This window comes from Sphingomonas ginsengisoli An et al. 2013 (assembly GCF_009363895.1).
GTDB classification, from domain to species: Bacteria; Pseudomonadota; Alphaproteobacteria; order Sphingomonadales; family Sphingomonadaceae; genus Sphingomicrobium; species Sphingomicrobium ginsengisoli.
The window spans coordinates 1,038,954-1,058,839 of sequence record NZ_CP045434.1 but is presented as its reverse complement, the minus strand read 5'-3'; the positions used below and the strand labels follow the sequence as shown (position 1 = coordinate 1,058,839).

The following is a 19,886-nucleotide window of genomic DNA, read 5'->3' as shown; positions in this document are numbered from 1 at the left end:
CGGCAGTGCTACGCCCTGCCACCATGACCAGAACCCACCTGCTCGCCGCCGCGGCGCTTGCCGCTTTCCTTAGCCCCAGCGCCGTCGCCGCGCGGCCGATGACCGCCACCGACATGCAGATGATGCACCGGCTGGCGCTGCTCGACGTGTCGCCCGACGGGCGCACCGCGGTGCTGAGCCTGTCGACCACCACCGACCTTGCCAACAACAAGCGCAGCAACGCGCTTTACACGCTCGAGATGGGCCGAGCGGGCGCGGTGCCGCAGCCGCTGGCTGGGGCCGCGGGCGGGCATGACGCCGCGTTCGGGCCCGATGGCGCGCTTTATTTCCTCAAGGCCGACGGCGACCACGACCAGCTGTTCCGGATGCCGGTCGGCGGCGCGGCGACGCGGATCAGCGACTTCGGCGCGGATATCGGCGGGTTCAAGCTGTCGCCGACCGGCGACCGGGTGCTGGTATGGGCCGACCAGAAGGATTGTCCGGACCTTGCCTGCTCGACCGTGCGCTTCGCCGCCAAGCCGGGTGGCGCGGGGCGGACCTACGACCAGTTGTTCGTGCGGCACTGGGATACGTGGGCCGAGCCGGGGACGCGCAGCCGGCTCTACAGCTTCCCGCTGCAGGGCGGGCGGCTGACCGGGCAGGGCGTCCGGCTGACCGGCGGGCTGGTCGGCGACACGCCATCGAAGCCGTTCGGCGGAGGCGAGGAATTGAGCTGGTCCAAGGACGGGCGCACCGTCTTCTTCGCGCTGCGCGAGGCGGGACGGATCGAGCCCAAGTCGACCAACCTCGACATCTTCAGCGTGCCGGCCGACGGCTCGGCGCAGCCGACCAACCTGACCGCCGCCAATCGCGGCACGGACAATCTGCCGACCGTCTCGCCCGATGGGCGGACGCTGGCTTATTTCTCGATGGCGCGCGAAGGCTATGAGGCCGACCGCCAGGTGCTGATGCTGCGCGACCTCGCCAGCGGGCAGACCCGCGCGGTGACGCAGGGGTGGGACCGCTCGGTCGGGTCGATCGAATGGGCGCCCGACAGCCGTTCGATCCTGGTCACCGCCGACGACACGCTCGAGGCGCCGATCTTCCGGGTCGAAGTGGCGAGCGGGCGGGTGACGCGGCTGACCGGCGAGGGCCATGCGGGGAGCGTCCATGCGCTGCGCGACGGGTCGGTGCTCTACGCGTCGAACAACATCCTGGCGCCCGACGACCTCTATCAGCTGCGCGGGCGGGGCCGGCCGGTGCAGCTGACCAACGTCAACCGCGACCTGCTTGCCCAGCTTGATCCCGTCACGGTCGAGCGGTTCAGTTTCACCGGCGCCAACAACGACAAGGTGTGGGGGATCAAGATCAAGCCGCACGTCGCGGCGGGGCAGACGCTGCCGATCGCCTTCGTCGTCCACGGCGGGCCGCAGGGGAGCTTTGGCAACGGCTGGTCCTATCGGTGGAACCCGCGCGTGTTCGCCTCGATGGGCTATGGCGTCGTCAGCGTCGATTTCCACGGGAGCACCGGCTACGGCCAGGCCTTCACCGACGCGATCCGCAACAATTGGGGCGGCTGGCCGCTCGAGGATCTGCAGAAGGGGCTGGCCTACGCGACGGCCAACGACCGCCAGCTCCAGGCCGACAATGCCTGCGCGCTGGGTGCGAGCTACGGCGGCTACATGATGAACTGGATCGAGGGGAATTGGCCCGACCGGTTCAAGTGCATCGTCCAGCATGACGGCGTGTTCGACGCCCGCGCCATGGCCTATGAGACCGAGGAATTGTGGTTCGACGAGTGGGAGCATGGCGGCAAGGCCTATTATGAGGACCCGGCCGCGTTCGAGCGGTGGAATCCGGTCAACCATGTCGCGCAGTGGAAGACGCCGCAGCTGGTGATCACCGGCGAGAAGGACTTCCGCATTCCCTACACGCAGGGGATCGCCGCCTTCACCGCGCTTCAGCGGCGCGACATTCCGTCGCGGCTGATCGTCTTTCCGGAAGAGAATCACTGGGTGCTGAAGCCGCAGGATTCGATCCAGTGGTACCGCGAGGTGCAGGGCTGGATGAACCGGTGGACGGGGACGGGAGCCGGGGCTCCGGTCGCCGCCGCGCCGGCGCCGTCAGCGCCGACGAAGGGTGAGCGCGGCTAGGTCGATTTGGCCGCCGCTGACCGCGACGCGCAAGCGGTTGCGGCCGGGGCGGAGGACGACCGGGATTGTGACCTGCTGCCACGCCTGACCGGGTTTCACCGTCCGGACTGTTGGAGCGCCGCCGTTTGCCGCGATGGTGACGGTGGCCGGGGCGGGCGCGCGGAGCGTCAGGGTCAGGGCGCGCTGGCCGCTGGCCGCCGCGTCGAGGCTGTATTGGAGCCACTCGCCGGCTTCGAAGGCGGTGACATAGGGCTGGCCGGTCGCGTCGCGGGCGAGGTCGACGCCGTCGTTGCGATAGGTCTTGCCGTCGTTCCACTCGGTCCGCTCGCCGCCGGTGGCGACGTGATAGTCGGCGTCGACCCGGTCGACGTAGGCGATTCCCGGTGCGCCGAGGTCATAGTCGGCGGCGCGGATGGTCAGCGCGGCGGGGCCGAGCCGACGGGGGCGGAAGGGAAGCGCGCGATCGTCGTGCGGCTGGCGCATCAGCGCGTCGACGACGTCGGGATGCTGGCGGTTGAAGCGGACGTCGACGTCGTAGGTGGCGAGCTGCATCATCGCCGCGCGGGCGGCGGCGGGCGAGGGCCTGGGTCCCTTGCCGGTGAGGTAGGCGACGACTTTCGTCCAGCCGGGGTTGGCGACGATTTCGAGCGGGTTGCTGTGGCCGATCTTCTTGAGCGGCCACCATGCCCAGCCGACGCGGTTGGCTTCGAGCAGCCGGACGACGTCGCGGCCCCAGGCGTTGCTATTCTCGCCGGTCTCGCCGACCCATACCGGGCGGCCGGTGGCACTGCGCAGGGCGACCATCTTGGCGATCGAGGCGGGGTCATTGCGATTCCAATATTTGTGGAAGCTCAAGACCAGCCGCGGGTCCCAGTCGGGGGCGATGCCGTCGTAGTTGTTGCCCCAGCAATTGCCCTCGATGAGGATGAGGTGGCCGCGGTCGCTTTCGCGGATGGCGGCGGTGATGCGGCGGTAGAGCGCTTTGATCGGCGCGTTCTTATGGTCGTTGCAGCCGTGGCCGCCGCTGCCGTCGAAATCCCAGTTGGGCTCGTTCAAGATGTCATAGGCGCCGACCCACGGGTTGCCGGCGTAGCGCCGGGCGAGCGCGCGCCACAGCGCGACGGTGCGGCGCTGGTTCTCCTCGCTCTGCCATAGCGAGGGCGTGTTCGGATCGCGGTCGGCGATGGCGAGGTCGGTGCCCTGGCCGCCCGGCGCGGCGTGGAGGTCGAGGATCACCCAGATGTGGTTGGCAGCGGCCCATTGGAGTAATTGGTCGGTGCGGCGGAAGCCGTCGGCGCGCCAGCGGATCGTGCCGGTGGGGGCGGCGGGGTCCATGAACAAGGCGTGGTGGAGCGGCAGGCGGACCGCGTTGAAACCCCAGCGGTGAAGCAGTTCCAAGTCGCCGCGGGTGGTCTGGTGGTCGAGCCAGGCGGTGGCGAAGCGGTCGACCGCGGGCTGGCCGACCAGCGCGGCGAGCCGCTGGTGGATGACGTGCTGCTGCCCGAGCTCGCCAAGCTGGAGCATATAGCCTTCCTGCAGCATCCATCCGCCGAGCCCGACCGCGCGGAGGAGGATGGGGCGGCCGGCGCGGTCGACGATCTCGGTCCCGCGGGCGTCGAGGAAGCCGGGGGTGGGCGGCGGCGCCGCGCCCCCGAGGGCCAGCGACGCCAGTGCCACCATCGCCGCCTTGCGCATCCTCGTGCTCCCCTGTGAACGTTCTCAAGCGAGTGTGATACGGCGCGGCGGTGCTGGCAAGCGGGCGGCGCCGCACGGTTGAAGCGCGGAGCGCGGGCGTCTAACCGCGCGGACATGAGCGAATTGCCGAAGACCTTCGAGCCGGGCCCGATCGAGGCCCGCTGGTACGACCATTGGGAAAAGACCGGCCAGTTCCGCCCGCAGCGGGAGGGCGCCGAGCCGTTCACCATCGTCATGCCGCCGCCCAATGTGACGGGCTCGCTCCACATCGGCCATGCGCTCGACAATACGCTGCAGGATATCCTTGTCCGCCGGGCGCGGATGCAGGGCAAGGACTCCTTATGGGTCGTCGGCACCGACCATGCCGGGATCGCGACGCAGATGGTGGTCGAACGTCAGCTCGACCTCGAGCAGAAGAAGCGCGCCGACCTCGGCCGCGAGGCGTTCCTCGAGCGGGTGTGGCAGTGGAAGGGTGAGAGCGGCGGGCAGATCACGCGCCAGCTGCGGCGGCTGGGGGCCTCGTGCGACTGGTCGAATGAGCGCTTTACCATGGACGAGGGTTTCTCGGCCGCGGTGACCAAGGTTTTCGTCGAGCTGCACAAGCGCGGCCGCATCTACCGCGACAAGCGGCTGGTGAACTGGGATCCGCGTTTCCAGAGCGCGATAAGCGACCTCGAGGTCGAGACCCGCGAATTGCAGGGCAAGTTCTGGACGCTGCGCTATCCGCTGGCGGACGGCAGCGGGCAGATCGAGGTGGCGACGACGCGGCCCGAGACGATGCTCGCCGACATGGCGGTGGCGGTGCATCCGAGCGACGAGCGTTACAGCGCGCTGCTCGGCAAGCAGGTCAGGCTGCCGATCACCGGGCGCCTCATTCCGATCGTCGCCGACGAGCATGCCGATCCCGAGCTTGGCAGCGGCGCGGTCAAGGTGACGCCGGGACACGACTTCAACGATTTCGAGGTCGGCAAGCGCGCCGGAATGCTCGCGCGCGACATGCTCAACATGTTCGATGCCTCGGCGAAGGTGGTGCAGACCGCCGACGGGCTGGTGCCGGGCGAGCTCATCGGGCTCGACCGCGACGACGCGCGCACGGCGGTGGTCGCCCGGCTCGAGGCCGAGGGCGCCTTGGTCAAGGTCGAGGACCGCACCATCGCCACCCCGTTCGGCGACCGCTCGGGCGTGGTGATCGAGCCGTGGCTGACCGACCAATGGTATTTCGACGTGGCGCCGCTCGCCGAGCGGGCGATGGCGGCGACCCGCTCGGGCGCGATCAAGATCGTGCCGGAGAGCTGGGCCAAGACCTGGTATATTTGGCTCGAGAATATCCAGCCGTGGTGCATCAGCCGCCAGCTGTGGTGGGGGCACCGGATCCCGGCGTGGTTCGACGAGCAGGGCACGATCTTCGTCGCGGCGAGCGAGGAGGAGGCGCGTGCGCTGGCGGGGGACGACCGCCCGCTGCGGCAGGACGAGGACGTGCTCGACACCTGGTTCAGCTCGGCGCTGTGGCCGTTCGCGACGCTCGGCTGGCCCGAGCAGACGGCGGACCTCAAGCGCCATTATCCGAACGACGTGCTCATCTCAGGCTTCGACATCCTGTTCTTCTGGGACGCGCGGATGGCGATGCAGGGGCTGGAGTTCATGGACGAGGTGCCGTGGCGCACGCTCTACCTTCACGGGCTGGTGCGCGACGCGCAGGGCCAGAAGATGTCCAAGTCCAAGGGCAATACGGTCGACCCGCTCGGGCTGATCGACCGCTACGGCGCCGACGCGCTGCGCTTTACGCTGACCGCGATGGAGAGCCAGGGGCGCGACATCAAGTTGGATGAGAAGCGCGTCGAGGGCTATCGCAACTTCGCGACCAAGCTGTGGAATGCCGCGCGCTTCCTGCAGATGAACGGGGTCGGGCCGTCGCAGTCGATCGCGGCGCCCCCCGCGACGCTGCCGGTCAACCGCTGGATCATCGGCGAGGTGGTGGAGACGCTGGGCCGGCTCGACCGCGCGTTCGACGAGTTGCGCTTCGACGGGATGGCCGATGCGGTCTATCACTTCGCCTGGGGCACCTTCTGCGACTGGTATGTCGAGCTGATCAAGGGCGCCTTCGACGAGGAGACCAAGGCGGTCGCGGGGTGGGTGTTCGACCAGATCTTGGTGATGCTCCACCCGTTCATGCCGTTCGTAACCGAGGAACTGTGGCACGGCGTGGGTGAGCGGCCGTACGATCTCATCGTCGCCAAATGGCCCGCGCCGGAGGCGGCGATCGATGCGGCGGCGAAGGGCGAGATCGACTGGCTGATCCGGCTGGTCGGCGAGGTGCGTTCGGCGCGGACCGAGCTGAGCGTGCCGCCGGGGGCGAAGCTGCAATTGTTCGCGGGCGAGGGCGGCGAGGATGTCACCGCGCGGCTCGACCGCCAATTTGCCACGCTGAGCCGGTTGGCGCGGCTCGAGGCAATCCAGCGCTCGGCCTTCGCCGGGACCGGCGCGGCGCAGGTGGTAGTTGACGGGCTAACCTATGCACTGCCGCTCGAAGGGGTGATCGACCTCGACGCCGAGCGCGCGCGGTTGGCCAAGGCGATCGCCGTGGCGGAAAAGGATCGCGACGGGCTGGCGGCGCGGCTCGGCAATCCGAGCTTTACCGAGCGGGCCAAGCCCGAGGCGGTGGAGAAGGCGCGGGCGGACCATGAGGCGCGCGCGGCGGAGGCCGAACGGCTGGGCGCGGCGTTGGCGCGGTTGGGGTGAGGGACGGCCGCCACCCCGGCCTTGAGCCGGGGTCCACCTGCCTTCATTCCGGACGACAAGAACAGGTGGATGCCGGATCAAGTCCGGCATGACGGAGACGAATAGAATGGCCGACGCCGAACCCGCTCCCGCCGCACCCGCCCCGCGACGCGGCGGGCGGGACCTGACGCAGGGGCCGATCACCAGGACGCTGATCGCCTTCGCGTTGCCGACGCTCGGCAGCAGCGTGCTCCAATCGCTGAACGGGTCGATCAACACGGTGTGGGTGGGGCGCTTCCTCGGCGAGGGGGCGCTGGCGGCGACCAGCAATGCCAACATGACGATGTTCCTGCTGATGAGCTTCGTGTTCGGCTTCGGCATGGCCTCGACCATCCTGATCGGGCAGGCGTTTGGGCGCCGCGACGTCGAGGAAGCGCGGCGGGTGATCGGGACCGCGATCGGCGCGTTCAGCCTGGTGGCGATCGCGGTGGCGGTGCTGGGGTGGATCTTCGCCCCGCAACTGCTGGCGCTGCTGGCGACGCCCGAGGCGGCGAGGCCGCTGGCACTGGCTTATCTGCGGGTTATCTTCCTCTCGATGCCGGGCGGGCTGATGCTGGTGCTGTTGATGATGGCACTGCGCGGGGGCGGGGACAGTCTGACGCCCTTGTGGTTCATGATCCTCTCGGTGGTGCTCGACAGCGGGCTGAACCCCTTCTTCATCGCCGGGATCGGGCCGTTCCCGAAGCTCGGCATCGCCGGCTCGGCGACGGCGACGGTGATCGCCAATACGACCGCGCTGATCGGGCTGGTGATCTACATTTACGCCCGCGACCTGCCGCTGCGGCTGCGCGGGCATGAGCTCGCTTTTCTGAGGCCCGACCCGGCGCTGCTCCGAATCATCCTCAAGAAGGGGCTGCCGATGGGGCTGCAGATGATCGTCATCTCGGCCTCGGGGCTGGCGCTGTTGGGGCTGGTCAATCGCGAGGGGGTCGACACCACCGCCGCCTTCGGGGTGGCGATGCAGCTGTGGACCTATCTGCAGATGCCGGCGATGGCGGTCGGCGCGGCGGTCAGCGCGATGGCGGCGCAGAATATCGGCGCGGGCAAGTGGGAGCGGGTGGGGCGGATCACCCGTTCGGGCGTGCTGACGGCGCTGGTGCTGACGGGCGTGTTGGTGGTGCTGCTCGCCGCCGCCGACCGCACCGCTTTGTCGCTGTTCCTCGGGGCGAACAGCCCGGCGATGCCGATCGCCCGGCACATCCAGCTGATGGCGACCTGGAGCTTCCTGCTGTTCGGGGTGACGCTGGTGCTGTTCGGCACGGTGCGCGCGAACGGCGCGGTGGTCGGGCCGCTGGTGATCCTGTGCATCGGGCTGATCCCGGTGCGGCTGGGGTTCATCCTGCTGGCGCGGCCGTATCTTGGCGCCGATGCGCTATGGCTGAGCTTTCCGGTCAGCTCGCTGTCCAACCTCGCGCTGGCGGCGGCTTATTATTTCAAGGGCGACTGGCGGAAGATCAAATTGCTGGTGCCGGCCTCCGAAGACGAATGCGTCGAGCTCGCCGAGACCGCGGGTGAGGCGGGCGGCCGGCTCAACCCGAGCGCCTAGGCGGGCGCCGCCACCCACACCGCGGCCCGCGCCACTGAGACCTCGCACGGCGTCTTGGCGCACAGCTCGCCATCGACCGAGATCTTCTGCTGCGGGCGGGCCGAGAGCTTGAGCTTGGTGCCGTGGAACTCGCTCACCGTCTGCTTGCGCGCGCGCAGCTTGAAGAGGGTCGTGAACCAGCTCCAGGCGAGGCCGAGCAGGCTGCGACCGGTGACCGCCTGGACCATGATCCGGCCGCTCTGGACGCAGGCGTTGTCGGTCAGCTCGACCCCGCCATGAAAGCGGCCATTGAAGATGCGCGCTTCGGTCGCCCAGACGCGGTGCACGGCGGTGCCGTCGTCGATCTGCAAGCGAAAGGGCTGGAATTGGAACGCGACCTTCACGGCCCACAGCAGATAGCCGATCATGCCGAGATGGCGCTTCAATTTGTGCGGGACGGTCTCGGCGATCAGCGGCGACAGCCCCATGGCCGCGGCATTGGCGAAATAGTCGCCGTCGATGACGCCGAGGTCGATCCGCAACGCGGCGCCGGCGGCGATCACCTCGACCGCGCCGGCGACGTCCTGGGGGATGCCGAGGGTGCGGGCGAAGCTGTTGGCGGTGCCGAGCGGAAGGAGGGCGAATACGGTCTCGGTGCCGAGGAAGTCGTCAATCGTCGAGGACAGCGACCCGTCGCCGCCGCCGACGATGATCATCGGGGCTCGGTCGGCGAGTGCCTGGCAGACCGTGGGCCGCAACTGGTCGGGATCGGTGATCGCGTGCGCGGCAATGAGGTCGATGCCCTTCTGGGTCAGCAGGTCGCGCGCTTCGTCGAAGGCGTCGGCGCCGCGCCGGCTCATGGCGTTGACGATCAGCACGGCCTGCTTGGGAAGGGGTCGGGACATGGCCGCTCAATGCTTGGGCGTCGGCATCTTTCCCGCTAGAGGCGCGAGCATGACCGCCTCATTTCCCGCGTTGCGCATGCGCCGGGGCCGCACGAGCCCGTGGATGCGCGTTATGCTCGCTGAGCATCGGCTGGCCCCGAGCGATTTCATCCTGCCGCTGTTTGTCTGCGACGGGCATGATTGCGAGGAGCCGATCGCGGCGCTGCCGGGGGTCAGCCGCTGGTCGGTCGACCGGATCGGGGCGGTGGCGAGGGACGCGGCGGCGCTGGGTATTCCGTGCGTGGCCTTGTTTCCGAACACGCCGGCCGGGCTGCGGTCTGAGCGGGCCGAGGAGGCGCTCAACCCCGACAATCTCATCTGCCGCGCGGTGAAAGCGGTAAAGGACGCCTGTCCCGAGATCGGCGTGCTGACCGACGTCGCGCTCGACCCCTATACGGCGCACGGGCATGACGGACTGATCGACGACCAGGGCCGGGTGCTCAACGACGAGACGAGCGAGGTGCTCGTCCAGCAGGCGCTGGTCCAGGCCGAGGCGGGGGCCGACATCGTCGCCCCGTCGGACATGATGGACGGGCGGGTCGGCGCGATCCGCGCCGCGCTCGAGCAGGGCGGACGGCAGGACACGGCGATCATGGCCTATGCCGCCAAATATGCCTCGGCCTTCTACGGGCCGTTCCGCGACGCGGTCGGCTCGCGCGGGCTCTTGAAGGGCGACAAGCGCGGCTACCAGATGGACCCGGCCAACGCGGCCGAGGCGCTGCGCGAGGTCGCGCTCGACGTTGCCGAGGGGGCCGACATGGTAATGGTGAAGCCGGGGCTGCCCTATCTCGACATTGTCGCGGCGGTGAAGCGCGAGTTCCTGCTGCCGGTGTTCGCTTACCAGGTGAGCGGCGAATATGCGATGATCGAGCATGCCGCGGCGGCCGGTGCGGGCGAGCGCGACGCGTTGATCCTCGAGACGCTGCTGGCGTTCAAGCGGGCGGGGGCGACTGGCATCCTGACCTATCACGCGGTCGACGCGGCGCGGCTGATCCATGGTTGAGGTGGTCGCCGAGACCGAGCGGCTGCGCCTCCGGACGTGGGGGCCGGGCGACCGCGAGGAGTTCACCCGGGTGACCAATACGCCGGCGGTGATGCGCTGGCTGGGCGGAGTGTCGGACGAGGCGACCCGCAACGGCGCGTTCGAGCGGATGGACGGCTTCCAGCGCGATCATGGCCACACCTTCTGGATCGTCGAGCGCAAGGACGATGGCGCTTTGCTCGGTTTCTGCGGCTTGAAGCGGGTCAATGCGCCGGGGGCCGAGCCGTTGCACGGTGAATTCGAAGTGGGCTGGCGGCTGCGCGAGGATGCGTGGGGCGCGGGGTATGCCAAGGAAGCGGCGATCGCCTCGCTCGACCTGGCGTTCGGCCGCTATTGCGCGAGCCGGGTGCTGGCGATGACGGTGGCGGGAAATCGGCCGAGCTATGGTTTGATGGAGCGATTGGGGATGCGCCGGCGCGAAGACCTCGACTTCGTCGACCACCGCTTCCCGTCGCCGAGCGAGATCAACCCGGCGATCGTCTACTCAATCGATGCCGCCGATTGGCCGGCGGCGCGCGCGGCGGCGCTGGCCTAGCTGCCGAGCCGGCGCTGCATCGCCTCGATCCGTTCGGCCTGACGGGTGTCGATGGCGGTGACCTCCGCCGCGGCGGCGGCGACATTCTTGAGGTCGGTCGGGACCAATTGATTGACCGAGCGCGAGGTCAGCGCGTCGATGTCGCCCAGCGCGGTGGTGACCGGTGAGCGGGCGGTGATGGCGGCCGACAGCAGCTGCTGGGCGGCGATCCAGCTTTCGCTTTGCCGCGGCCCGGCGCGCGACGCGCTCGCTTCCGCCGCGGCGATGGCGCGATCGGCCGCGCCTTGCGCTGACCGCGCGCGGGCGACGAGGCTGCGGAGTTGCGTGGACAGCGAACCGCTGGCGGGCAGGCTGCCGCTGGTGTCAGGGATGGGGACGCGCGGATCGATCAGCTCGGCGGCGCGGGGCGCCAGGCTCGGCTCGTCGCCGGGAGTGCTGCAGGCGCCGAGGCCGGCGATGAGGAGGAGGAGGCCGAGGCTGCGCATCGCCGATTGCCTTAGGCGAGCGGGCCCCCTCCCAACAAGGGGTTGCGCCCTCCGGCGCATCCCCCTAAGTGCCCCCCACGGCAAGCGCCCGTAGCTCAGCTGGATAGAGCATCAGACTACGAATCTGAGGGTCGGACGTTCGAATCGTTCCGGGCGCGCCATTTTCCCACATCGATGCACTCAGGGAATGATCGTCAGGTCGACCCGGCGGTTCTGCGGTTCGCGGACCCCATCGGGCGTGGGGACCAGCGGGTCGTCTTCACCATGCGCAACGACCGCGATGGCGACCGGGTTCGCGCCGAGCTGGAGCAAGGCGGCGCGGACGGCGTCGGCGCGTTGCCGGGCGATGCGGCGATTGGCGCCCGCCGGGCCCGAACGGTCGGTATAGGCATCGAGTCGGAGATGACCATCTGTGGGGAGCCGGAACGCGATAGTCTTGACCCTATCTAGCCATTCGGGCCGGATCGCGCTTCCCTCGCCGCTGTCGAAATAGATCGATTCAATGCATCCGGAAGGCTTGGCGGTCGAACAGGCCGGCATCGGCGGCGTGGCAAGCGCCTGGAGCGCCAACACTAAAATTATCGAGAGCATGAGCGGCCTTCTGGCTGACAGGACCCGAGCCGGGTCGTCATGCGCCGCTGCTGCTCGAAATGTAAAGCTTAGCCGCGGCTAAGGTCAGGAGCGGCGCGGCTGCACAGGTCAGGCGGCCGACAGTCCGGCGGTCAGGCCCTCGGCCTCGGCCGCGCGCGCGGCGAACTGCTGCGCCAGCTTGGCATGCCATTGGCGGGCATTGTCGGTCATCGCCCGCTGTGCCGCCATCCGTTCTTCCGCCGCCCGGCGGAAGTAGTAACGCTGATTTGATTCCACTGCCCGTCCCCGGCTGAATCCACGCGATTTGCTAGCAGAGCATGGGTGAAGAGTCCTACCGACTGGTAAATATCCACAGGCCACCCAGCCCGCTTACGGCTCGTTCCAACGCGGGACAGGCCTGTGCTCTCGCGGTGACAGTTGGGTGAACTCGGTTTATCGATGAAACCCAACGGTTCACCGACCGTTGAAGGAGCGTACCGAGTTTTTGGGCGAGAGGGACACTTACGATGCTTCAGCAGACCGACCATCAGCGCCGAGCGTTTGATCCGGCGACGCGTGGCTATCATGTCGTCTACCGCGAGAATGCGGTGAACCGCTGCCCGGGCTGCGGCCGCAGCCACTGGCTGATCGGCCGGATGCTGGCCGAGTGCGGCTTCTGCGGGACCGCGCTGCCCTTGAGCGAGAGCCAGTCGAGCGGGACCGTGCTGTTCCGCAGCCATGGCCCGCGCGGGACCAAACTCGCCGCCTGACGGACTCCCGCGCGGGGCCCGTTTCGGCTATGGAACGGGCATGCGGCGGATTTCGAGAATCGCTGTTTTGCTGGCTTTGGCGGGCTCGCCGGCGGTTGCCGCGCCGCGCTCGATCACGATCTTGAATGGCACCGGCGCGCCGCTGAGCGAGGTGTCGGCGCGGCCGCAGAATGGCGGCGAGTGGAGCCGGCTGACGCCCGGCCTCAGCCCGGGCGCGCGAACCAAGGTGACGGTCGATCCCGACCTGTGCGCTTATGACGTCAGGGCCAGGGCCGGCGGCGCCGACCTCGTCTGGCGGGGGGTCAACCTCTGCGAGACCAACTCGGTGACGCTGAGCCGGCGGGGCGACGGTGCGCTGTGGGTCGACTACGATTGAGTCGGCGCGGGGCCGTCCGCGAGACGGCCAGCACCGGCTTGGGCTGACGGACGCTGTCGAGCAGGCGCGGGCCGGCGACGAACACCACCAGCAGGCAGACGCCGAAGAACAGCCAGCCGAGCCAGCCGGGGTAGAGATCGAGGTAGTGCTTGCCGCGTTCGGCGGCGCCCAAGGCGATCGCCCAGGTCACTGCCCAAGCCTCCAGCCGCGTGCGGATCAGGAACGGGCGGGCAAGACGCTGCAACATCGACATATAGTTAAGCAACGGGCGTGCCAGCGGCGCAGTTCCGGGATTTTTGCGTTAACCATAATGAGACACTGTCAGTTATTCCGACAGGGATGCGAGGGAACTTTTGGCTCAGGCGAGCTGGGTAAGGTCGAGCGCCGCGAGCAGCGCGGTCCGGGCGCGCTCGACCTCGGCGCTCAGCGTCGGCTCGCCGAGGTCGGCGGGGGCGATCTCCTCGGGCCAGTGGGCGGCGACGACCTCGGCGAGGCGGTCGAGCTTGGCGTCGTCGACGAGGAAGCGCGGATCGACCGTCGCGGGGTCGGCGACGACGCGCAGCCGCAGGCAGGCGGGGCCGCCGCCATTGGCCATCGATTCGCGCACGTCGACCACCTCGACCCGGCGGATCGCGCCATTGCCGGCAAGGTGGCGCTGGAGCCAGGCCCAGACGCTCGGCGTGTCGCGCGCCTCGGAGGGAACGATCAGCGTCGGCTGGCCGTCGGGCGGGGTCACCAGCTGGGCGTTGAACAGGTAGGAGCGAATGGCATCGTCGAGGCTGACCTCGGCGGCGGGGACCTCGACATATTCGAGCGCGGGAAAGCGTGTGCCGAGCTGGTCGAGGAGGCCGTCGCGGTCGGCGAAGGCAGTCTCGTGGGCGAACAGCACGCGCTCGTTGGCGACCGCGACGACGTCGTTGTGGAAAGCGCCTGCGGCGATCGCTTCGGCGGACTGCTCGACGAACAGGGTGCGGTCGGGGTCGAGGGCGTGGAGGCGGGCGACCGCCCGGCTGGCCTCGAGATGCTGGCGGGCGGGGAAGGCGCCGCCGCTGACGCCGTAGACGAACAGTTCGAGCCCCGGCTGCCCGTGGCGCTCGGTCAGCCGCATGTGGTTGGCGGCGCCCTCGTCGCCGAAGGCGGGGGGGACGGGGGCGTGGACCGCGAAGTGGCTCTCGTCGGCGAAGGCCAAGCGGAGCTGCGCCAGCGTCGCGGGCCATTCGTGGCTGCGGTGCGGCATCGACTTCAGATTGGCGACGGTGAGGTGGGTGCGGCCGTCGGCGGTGTCCGGGGCGGGGGAGACGGTGGCGGCGTTGGCGGCCCACATCGCGCTTGCCGACATGGCGTTGGCGAGCAGCGCGAGGTCGGCTTCCTCGGGCGTGGTGCCGAGCTCGGCGAGCCAGGACCGGGCGGGGCGCGGTGGGGGGACGAACAGGCCTTGGGTGAGGCCGAGCGCGAGATTGGCGCGCATTTTGGCGAGGCCCTGCAGCGCGGCGGCGCGGGGCCGGCTCGGCGCACCCATGTTGCGCATCGCGGCGAGGTTGCCGAAGCTCAGCCCCGCATAATTGTGGCTGGGCCCGACGATGCCGTCGAAGTTGATCTCGACGAGCGCCATCGTCAGCGGCCCGCGACCAGCACGGTGTCGCCGACCTCGACCTCGAGCAGCGCGGCGGTCTCGGGGCTGAGCTGCAAGCCGCCGTCGTCGCCGCGACCGACCTGGCCGAGGCAGGCGCGGAACTGCTTGAGGCGACCGGTGGCGAGCAGCACCTTGGTGGTACCCCCCGTGACGATCGCGACAACCTTCTCTTCGACCGACTCGCGGACGGTGCGGATCTGGTCGGTGCGGCAGGTGACGGTCGGGCCGCCGTCGAAGATGTCGATGTAGCGCTCGAATTCGAACCCCTCGCCCTCGAGCATCCGCAGCGCGGCGCGGCCGGTCGGGTGGGGAAGGCCCATCACCGCCCGCGCGCTGTCGGGGAGCAGCGAAACGTAGATCGGCGACTTGGGCATCAGCTCGGCGATGAAGTGGGTGCCGTGGACCGCGTTGAAGGCGTCGGCCTCGGGGAAGCTCATGTCGAAGAAGCGGCCGGCGAGCGCGTCCCAGAAGGGCGAGTTGCCGGCTTCGTCCATGACGCCGCGAAGCTCGGCCAGCACGCGGTCGCCGAAGCGCGCGCGATGCTGCTTGATGAACAGGTAGCGACTGCGCGCGAGCAGGAGGCCGAGCCCGCCGGCGCGCATGCCGGGGTGGAGGAACAGCCCGCCGACCTCGCTCGACCCTTCGAGGTCGGTGGTCAGGCTCAATTGCTGGTTGCGGAAGGTCTTGCCGAGTTCGGGCGACCATTGGGTGAGGGTCGAGAGGTGGTAGGAATAAAAGGCCTGAGTCGAGCCGACCTGGCCGAACACCTGGCAGGTGCCGCGGATGATCTTGGCCTGCGGATCCTCGAGGACGAAGATGTAGCAGTCGTTGCCTTGCTCCTCGGCAGTCCGCTCGAACGCGTCTTCGGAGCGGGCGAGCTTGTGGACCAGAGTCCCCTTGTCGGCGGGGAGGTTGGTGAAGCCGCCGCCGGTCAGCTTGGCCATCTCGTAGATGGCGTCGAAGTCGGCGGGGCGAGCGGCGCGGACGCGGAAGGTCATGCGGCCTCTCCGGCGAGGCGGGCGATGGTCAGGGCCGACAGCGCCGCGCGCTCGGCCAGCGAAGCCACAATCAGATATTCCTCCGGCGAATGGATCGCACCGCCGCGAACGCCCATGGTGTCGACCACGGGCACGCCGCAGGCGGCGATGTTGTTGCCGTCGCATACCCCGCCCGAGGGCTGCCAGCGGATCGGCTGATCGAGGTCGGCGCCCGCCTTTGCGACGAGGCCGAACAGCGCCTCGAGCGCGGGGGTCATCGGCTTGGGCGGGCGGCCGAAGCCGCCGTGGCGGTGGATGGCAAGATCGTGCGCGGCGGCGACCTCGCGGACCGCGGCGGCGATGGCGGCGTCGGCCTTGGCCTGCAGCTCGGGGGTCGCCGGGCGCAGGTTAACGCGAAGGACGGCGCGCTCGGGCACGACATTGTTGGGGCCGCCGCCGTCCATCCGGGCGACGTTTACGGTGAGGCCGGGCTCGATCAGCGCGGTGAGGCGGAGCGCGAGGTCGGCGGCGGCGACCACGGCGTTGCGGCCGTCCTGCGGGTTGCGGCCGGCGTGGGCGGAGCGGCCGGTGACGACGAAGCTGAAGTTGCCGCTGCCCGGGCGGGCGCCGGCGAGGGTGCCGTCGGGCAGCGCCGAGGGCTCGTAGGTCAGCGCGGCGCGCTTGTTCGCAGCGGCGGCGGCGAGCAGCGCGGCGGAGGCGGGCGAGCCGACTTCCTCGTCACTGTTGATGACGACCTCATAGCCGACCGTGGGGCCAAGCGGGCTTGTCTCGATCGCCTGCAATGCCGCGAGCATCACCGCGAGGCCGCCCTTCATATCGGCGACGCCGGGGCCGTTGAGGACACCGTCTTCGCGCCAGTGGAGCTGCTTGAAGGGGTGATCGGCCGGGTAGACGGTGTCCATGTGGCCGGTGAAGAGCAACTGGACCGGGGCCGAGGGGCGGACGGCGAGGTGGAGGTGGTGGCCGTGGCCGACGGTGCGCTCGGCGCCCGATGAATCGACTGCGGTGACCGGCGTCGGTTCGGCGAGCCGCAGCTCACCCGGGAACGCGGCGAAGGCGTCGGCAAGAACGCCGGCCATGTCCTTAAGGCCGGCGAGATTGGCCGAGCCGCTGTTGATCGCAGCCCAGCGCTCGACCTGTGCGAGCATCGGGGCCGCGGCCGCTCGCTCGACCAGCGCCTGTTCGGTTGCGGTAAGCTCCCCCATGGCCGGCTCCTAGCGAGCCGCGCGCGCGAACGCCACACCGGCGGGCGCGACGGTCAGGGATGCGCGTCAAGTTCCTTCTTGAACGCGCGCAGATTGGCTTCCAGCCCATCGGCGTTGGCAAGGTAGTTCGCTACCGCAGCGAGATGACCGTTCAATTCCCCGGCGAGCTCCGGATGCGCTCGGAGCGCAGCCGCCGTTGCAGCGGCCCGATCTGGCGGCAGGTGCAAAGGGCAGGTCGGCGGCAGCGCGACATATTGAAATCCGCTGGCGAGGGTGACCGTGCGGTCGCCGCACCGTTGCCGGATGTCGTCCTGGACGTCGGCGGGGATGACGAGCCGCACATGCTCGCGGTAGGGCGACGCGACCGAGTTGAATCCGACCGGCTCGTAATCGGCAACCAGTACCGTCGCCAGCGTCTGGCGCAGACGGGGATTGTCGATGTCGCGCAGCTGGTTGCCGCCAAAGGTCAGCGACCAATTCTGCGGATTGATGCCGATCCCGTAGATCTGGCTGGCCTGGTAGGCGGCGATCGCGAACTGCTCGTCGGTGAGAGTGTGATCCCCCTGCCAGCCAGCAAGCGCCTGAAAAGAATAGCGCCGCGCGTTCGCGTAATAATTACGCGCGGTCTTGAAGAAGGTCAGTTCGTTGGCGACTTCGGGGCGGAGCTGGTCGAGCATGCGCCGGGTCTGTTCGCGCTGCGCGCGCTCCTCGTTCCAGCCGGTCACGAGATTGGCGATGAACACGCCGATGATCACGATCACCAGCTCGATCGTGATCGACAGCCAATGCTGTTGCTTCAGTCCAACGACCAGGCGGCGCAATAGCATCGCAATTTCCCCCGAACGGGAGCTTACCGCCATTCGCCAGCCTGGCAATCCGGCTCAGTCGCCGAGAAAATTCGCCCAATGATCGATGAGCTGGCGGTAGAGGTCGCGCTTGAAGGGGACGATGAGGTCGGGGAGCGCGTGGGCGGGGACCCACTTCCAGTCGCAGAACTCGGGATGCTTGGTGGCGATGTTCACGTCCGACTGGCGGCCGAGGAAGCGGCAGAGGAACCAGTCCTGCTCCTGCCCGCGCCACTTGCCGCCCCACAGCGAGGATCGCAGCTCCTTGGGGAGGTCGTAGCGGAGACGCTCGGGATGGTCGGCGATCCGCTCGACGAGGTGGGGCGGGATGCCGGTCTCCTCCTCGAGCTCGCGCAGCGCTGTCGCCCACGGCTGCTCGCCCGGATCGATCCCGCCCTGCGGCATCTGCCACGCCTCGTCGGTGTTATCGATCCGCCGCCCGACCCAGACCTGGCGGTCGGCATTGAGCAGCATAACGCCGACGCCGCGGCGGTATTTTGCGTCCTGTCCCATGCCGTCCGCCAATGCAGAGCGCAGCCCCCGCACGCAAGCGCCTGAAATGGCGCCAATGTAATGTGGCCGACACTGGGCATAACGATTTGTTTGCGTCACAGTGACAAGGCTCGGCTGCGTATCTTGCTGTTGGGGGTTGCTTGACCGGCTTGTTCTTATTCCATCTTCCTAAGGCCGGCGGCTTGTCGCTGCGGGCCGCACTCCAGGGTTTGTTCGAGCCGGCGGAACGGTGTCCGGTCATCGAGAACGATACGATCGATCACATCCGCAACGGCGGCAATTACCACTTCGCGCGCGGCTATCGCTGCTACGCGGGGCATGTTGGGGTGGACGTGTTTCGAACCGTTGCCGACGGCCATGCGGCGGTGACGAACTTCCGCCATCCGGTGGCGCGGATCGGCTCGCTCTATCGCTATTTCCGTGCGGTCCCGATCGCCGCGCCGGAACTCGAGCACCCGCGCTATCATGCGGTGCGGTTCGCGCGCGAGCGCAGCTTCGAGGAATTCGTGACGACCGACGATCCGCGGGTGCGGGTCTATACCGAGAACCAGCACGCGCGGCAGCTGACCGGCTCGCCGTGGCGGCTCGACCCCGCGATCGACATGGCGGCGGCGGTGGGGCTGATCGACACCATGCCCTGCTTCTATGTCTGCGAAGAGCCGGCGCGGTCGCTGGCGTGGTTCGGCGAGCGGTTCGGGATCGCCACCATCCCGCGCGACAATGTGACGCCGGGCGAAGCGGGACAGGCGCCGCTGCCCGACCTTTCGGAGGCGATCCTGGCGATGAACCGCTGCGATCTTGCGCTGCACGACTATGCGGTGGCGCGGCTGCGGGCGCTCCAGCCGGGCGGGGCGGCGCGGGTCGCCGCCTAGGCGAGCAGCAGCTTGAGGTGCGCGATGCAGCGCTCGAGGTCCGTCTGCGCGCTGGGCAGCGCTTTCCTCAGGTTGAGAAAGCCGTGGATGGTGCCCTCGGCCTCGAGATAAACCACCGACACGCCGGCCTCGGCGCAGGCGGCGGCGTAGGCGCGGCCCTGGTCGCGGATGGGATCGAGGCTGGCAGTGACGACGAGGGTCGGCGGCATCCCGCTTTGGTCCTGATGGAGCGGGTCGTAGCGCCAGTCGGCGCGGTCGGGCGCATAGCAGCGGTCGAACCAGTCCATGCCGTCGCGGGTGAGAAGATAGCCCTCGCCGAAATCGGTGAAGCTGGGATAGCCCTCGGTCGGGTTGGCGGCGGGGTAGATCGGCCATTGCGCGAGGACGGGGACGGCGGCGGGGCGGTCGCGCAGCGCGAGCGTCACCACGATCGCAAAATTGCCACCAGCGCTGTCGCCGCAGGGGATGAGGCCGGTTGCCTCGCGGCCGAGCTCGGGCGGGTTGGAGGCGACCCAGCGGGTGGCGGCGAGCGAGTCCTCGACGCCGGCGGGGAAGGGATGCTCGGGCGCGAGCCGATAGTCGACGCTGACGACGGCAAGGTCGCTGAGCCGTGCGATCTCGGCGCAGGCCGAGGCGTGGGTGTCGAGGTCGCCGAGGACGAAGCCGCCGCCGTGGTAGAAGACCATGACTGGCCCGGGTCCGCGTTCGGCGCGGGCGTCGAACAGCCGCATCGGGCAGGGGCCGCCGGAAAGGTCGCGGATCACGGCGAGGTCGCCGACCTCCTGGTCGAACAGCTTGCGCGAAGCGTGCATCATCCCGCGCGCCTGCTCGGGGCCGACCTCGTGGCTCTTGGGGCCGTTCAGGCCGTTGAGCATCTCGAGAAAGGCGCGGACATCGGGGCGGACGAAGGGTTCGGTCATCGGGCCAGTGTAGCGCGCTGCGCGGGCAGGGCCAGCGGCTCCTCGCCA

Annotated in this window: 20 protein-coding genes and 1 tRNA gene; 9 read left to right on the top strand and 12 right to left on the bottom strand. The window is 69.1% G+C overall.

Annotated features, from left to right (window positions below; genetic code table 11):
* Positions 1-23: 23 nt before the first annotated feature.
* Positions 24-2,132: a S9 family peptidase gene (locus tag GCU42_RS05110; protein ID WP_114226533.1), complete on the top strand. Its 2,109-nt coding sequence runs from the start codon at positions 24-26 to the stop codon at positions 2,130-2,132.
* Here the strand turns inward: GCU42_RS05110 and GCU42_RS05105 are convergent.
* The gene (locus GCU42_RS05105) at positions 2,103-3,827 is read right to left on the bottom strand and encodes a cellulase family glycosylhydrolase (RefSeq protein ID WP_205214929.1); all 1,725 of its coding nucleotides are present in this window, start codon (positions 3,825-3,827) and stop codon (positions 2,103-2,105) included. The genes GCU42_RS05110 and GCU42_RS05105 overlap by 30 nt on opposite strands.
* Before the next feature lie 114 nt (positions 3,828-3,941).
* On the opposite strand from GCU42_RS05105, the gene GCU42_RS05100 reads away from it, so the two are divergent.
* Together GCU42_RS05100 and GCU42_RS05095 are read left to right on the top strand one after the other, a co-directional pair.
* Positions 3,942-6,566, top strand: a complete 2,625-nt coding sequence (locus GCU42_RS05100; protein ID WP_114226532.1) for a valine--tRNA ligase — start codon at positions 3,942-3,944, stop codon at positions 6,564-6,566.
* Between the two features lie 106 nt (positions 6,567-6,672).
* On the top strand, positions 6,673-8,151 hold the full coding sequence (locus tag GCU42_RS05095; protein WP_114226531.1) for an MATE family efflux transporter: 1,479 nt from the start codon (positions 6,673-6,675) through the stop codon (positions 8,149-8,151).
* Here the strand turns inward: GCU42_RS05095 and GCU42_RS05090 are convergent.
* Positions 8,148-9,035 (bottom strand): diacylglycerol/lipid kinase family protein, encoded by an 888-nt coding sequence (locus tag GCU42_RS05090; protein WP_114226530.1) that lies wholly within the window; start codon positions 9,033-9,035, stop codon positions 8,148-8,150. The two genes, GCU42_RS05095 and GCU42_RS05090, sit on opposite strands and share 4 nt — an antisense overlap.
* Positions 9,036-9,084: 49 nt before the next feature.
* On the opposite strand from GCU42_RS05090, the gene hemB reads away from it, so the two are divergent.
* Together hemB and GCU42_RS05080 are read left to right on the top strand one after the other, a co-directional pair.
* The gene (hemB, locus tag GCU42_RS05085; RefSeq protein ID WP_114226529.1) at positions 9,085-10,077 is read left to right on the top strand and encodes a porphobilinogen synthase; all 993 of its coding nucleotides are present in this window, start codon (positions 9,085-9,087) and stop codon (positions 10,075-10,077) included.
* Positions 10,070-10,651: a GNAT family N-acetyltransferase gene (locus GCU42_RS05080; protein ID WP_114226528.1), complete on the top strand. Its 582-nt coding sequence runs from the start codon at positions 10,070-10,072 to the stop codon at positions 10,649-10,651. The genes hemB and GCU42_RS05080 overlap by 8 nt, the downstream gene beginning before the upstream one ends.
* On the opposite strand, the gene GCU42_RS05075 is transcribed toward GCU42_RS05080, so the two are convergent.
* Positions 10,648-11,136, bottom strand: coding sequence for a hypothetical protein (locus GCU42_RS05075; RefSeq protein WP_114226527.1), 489 nt, complete (start codon positions 11,134-11,136; stop codon positions 10,648-10,650). The two genes, GCU42_RS05080 and GCU42_RS05075, sit on opposite strands and share 4 nt — an antisense overlap.
* 84 nt (positions 11,137-11,220) lie before the next feature.
* On the opposite strand from GCU42_RS05075, the gene GCU42_RS05070 reads away from it, so the two are divergent.
* Positions 11,221-11,297 (top strand) — tRNA-Arg (locus tag GCU42_RS05070).
* A gap of 19 nt (positions 11,298-11,316) precedes the next feature.
* Here the strand turns inward: GCU42_RS05070 and GCU42_RS05065 are convergent.
* Together GCU42_RS05065 and GCU42_RS14990 are read right to left on the bottom strand one after the other, a co-directional pair.
* The gene (locus tag GCU42_RS05065; protein WP_168713096.1) at positions 11,317-11,706 is read right to left on the bottom strand and encodes an OmpA family protein; all 390 of its coding nucleotides are present in this window, start codon (positions 11,704-11,706) and stop codon (positions 11,317-11,319) included.
* 129 nt (positions 11,707-11,835) lie between these two features.
* The gene (locus GCU42_RS14990; protein ID WP_162789134.1) at positions 11,836-12,003 is read right to left on the bottom strand and encodes a hypothetical protein; all 168 of its coding nucleotides are present in this window, start codon (positions 12,001-12,003) and stop codon (positions 11,836-11,838) included.
* Between the two features lie 230 nt (positions 12,004-12,233).
* Between GCU42_RS14990 and GCU42_RS05060 the strand changes: the two genes are divergently transcribed.
* Positions 12,234-12,476, top strand: coding sequence for a hypothetical protein (locus GCU42_RS05060; protein WP_114226525.1), 243 nt, complete (start codon positions 12,234-12,236; stop codon positions 12,474-12,476).
* Positions 12,477-12,516: 40 nt separating this feature from the next.
* Complete coding sequence (locus GCU42_RS05055) at positions 12,517-12,852, top strand: hypothetical protein (protein ID WP_152569451.1); 336 nt, start codon at positions 12,517-12,519, stop codon at positions 12,850-12,852.
* Here GCU42_RS05055 and GCU42_RS15220 read toward each other — a convergent pair.
* From GCU42_RS15220 to GCU42_RS05025, 6 genes are all read right to left on the bottom strand, one after another.
* Positions 12,779-13,099 (bottom strand): hypothetical protein, encoded by a 321-nt coding sequence (locus GCU42_RS15220; protein ID WP_205214928.1) that lies wholly within the window; start codon positions 13,097-13,099, stop codon positions 12,779-12,781. The genes GCU42_RS05055 and GCU42_RS15220 overlap by 74 nt on opposite strands.
* Before the next feature lie 111 nt (positions 13,100-13,210).
* Positions 13,211-14,464 (bottom strand): N-succinylarginine dihydrolase, encoded by a 1,254-nt coding sequence (locus GCU42_RS05045; RefSeq protein ID WP_114226523.1) that lies wholly within the window; start codon positions 14,462-14,464, stop codon positions 13,211-13,213.
* Between the two features lie 2 nt (positions 14,465-14,466).
* A complete protein-coding gene (locus tag GCU42_RS05040; RefSeq protein ID WP_114226522.1) occupies positions 14,467-15,483 on the bottom strand; it encodes an arginine N-succinyltransferase in 1,017 nt (338 codons plus the stop codon).
* Positions 15,480-16,688, bottom strand: a complete 1,209-nt coding sequence (locus GCU42_RS05035; protein ID WP_114226521.1) for a hydrolase — start codon at positions 16,686-16,688, stop codon at positions 15,480-15,482. Before GCU42_RS05035 ends, GCU42_RS05040 begins: the two co-directional genes overlap by 4 nt.
* Positions 16,689-16,741: 53 nt before the next feature.
* Positions 16,742-17,515, bottom strand: a complete 774-nt coding sequence (locus GCU42_RS05030) for a hypothetical protein (protein WP_114226520.1) — start codon at positions 17,513-17,515, stop codon at positions 16,742-16,744.
* A 54-nt stretch (positions 17,516-17,569) separates the two neighbouring features.
* Positions 17,570-18,046 (bottom strand): RNA pyrophosphohydrolase, encoded by a 477-nt coding sequence (locus tag GCU42_RS05025; protein WP_114227732.1) that lies wholly within the window; start codon positions 18,044-18,046, stop codon positions 17,570-17,572.
* Between the two features lie 182 nt (positions 18,047-18,228).
* Between GCU42_RS05025 and GCU42_RS05020 the strand changes: the two genes are divergently transcribed.
* On the top strand, positions 18,229-18,918 hold the full coding sequence (locus GCU42_RS05020) for a hypothetical protein (RefSeq protein ID WP_152569450.1): 690 nt from the start codon (positions 18,229-18,231) through the stop codon (positions 18,916-18,918).
* Here GCU42_RS05020 and GCU42_RS05015 read toward each other — a convergent pair.
* Complete coding sequence (locus GCU42_RS05015) at positions 18,915-19,838, bottom strand: alpha/beta hydrolase (protein ID WP_114226518.1); 924 nt, start codon at positions 19,836-19,838, stop codon at positions 18,915-18,917. The genes GCU42_RS05020 and GCU42_RS05015 overlap by 4 nt on opposite strands.
* Positions 19,839-19,886 lie beyond the last annotated feature (48 nt).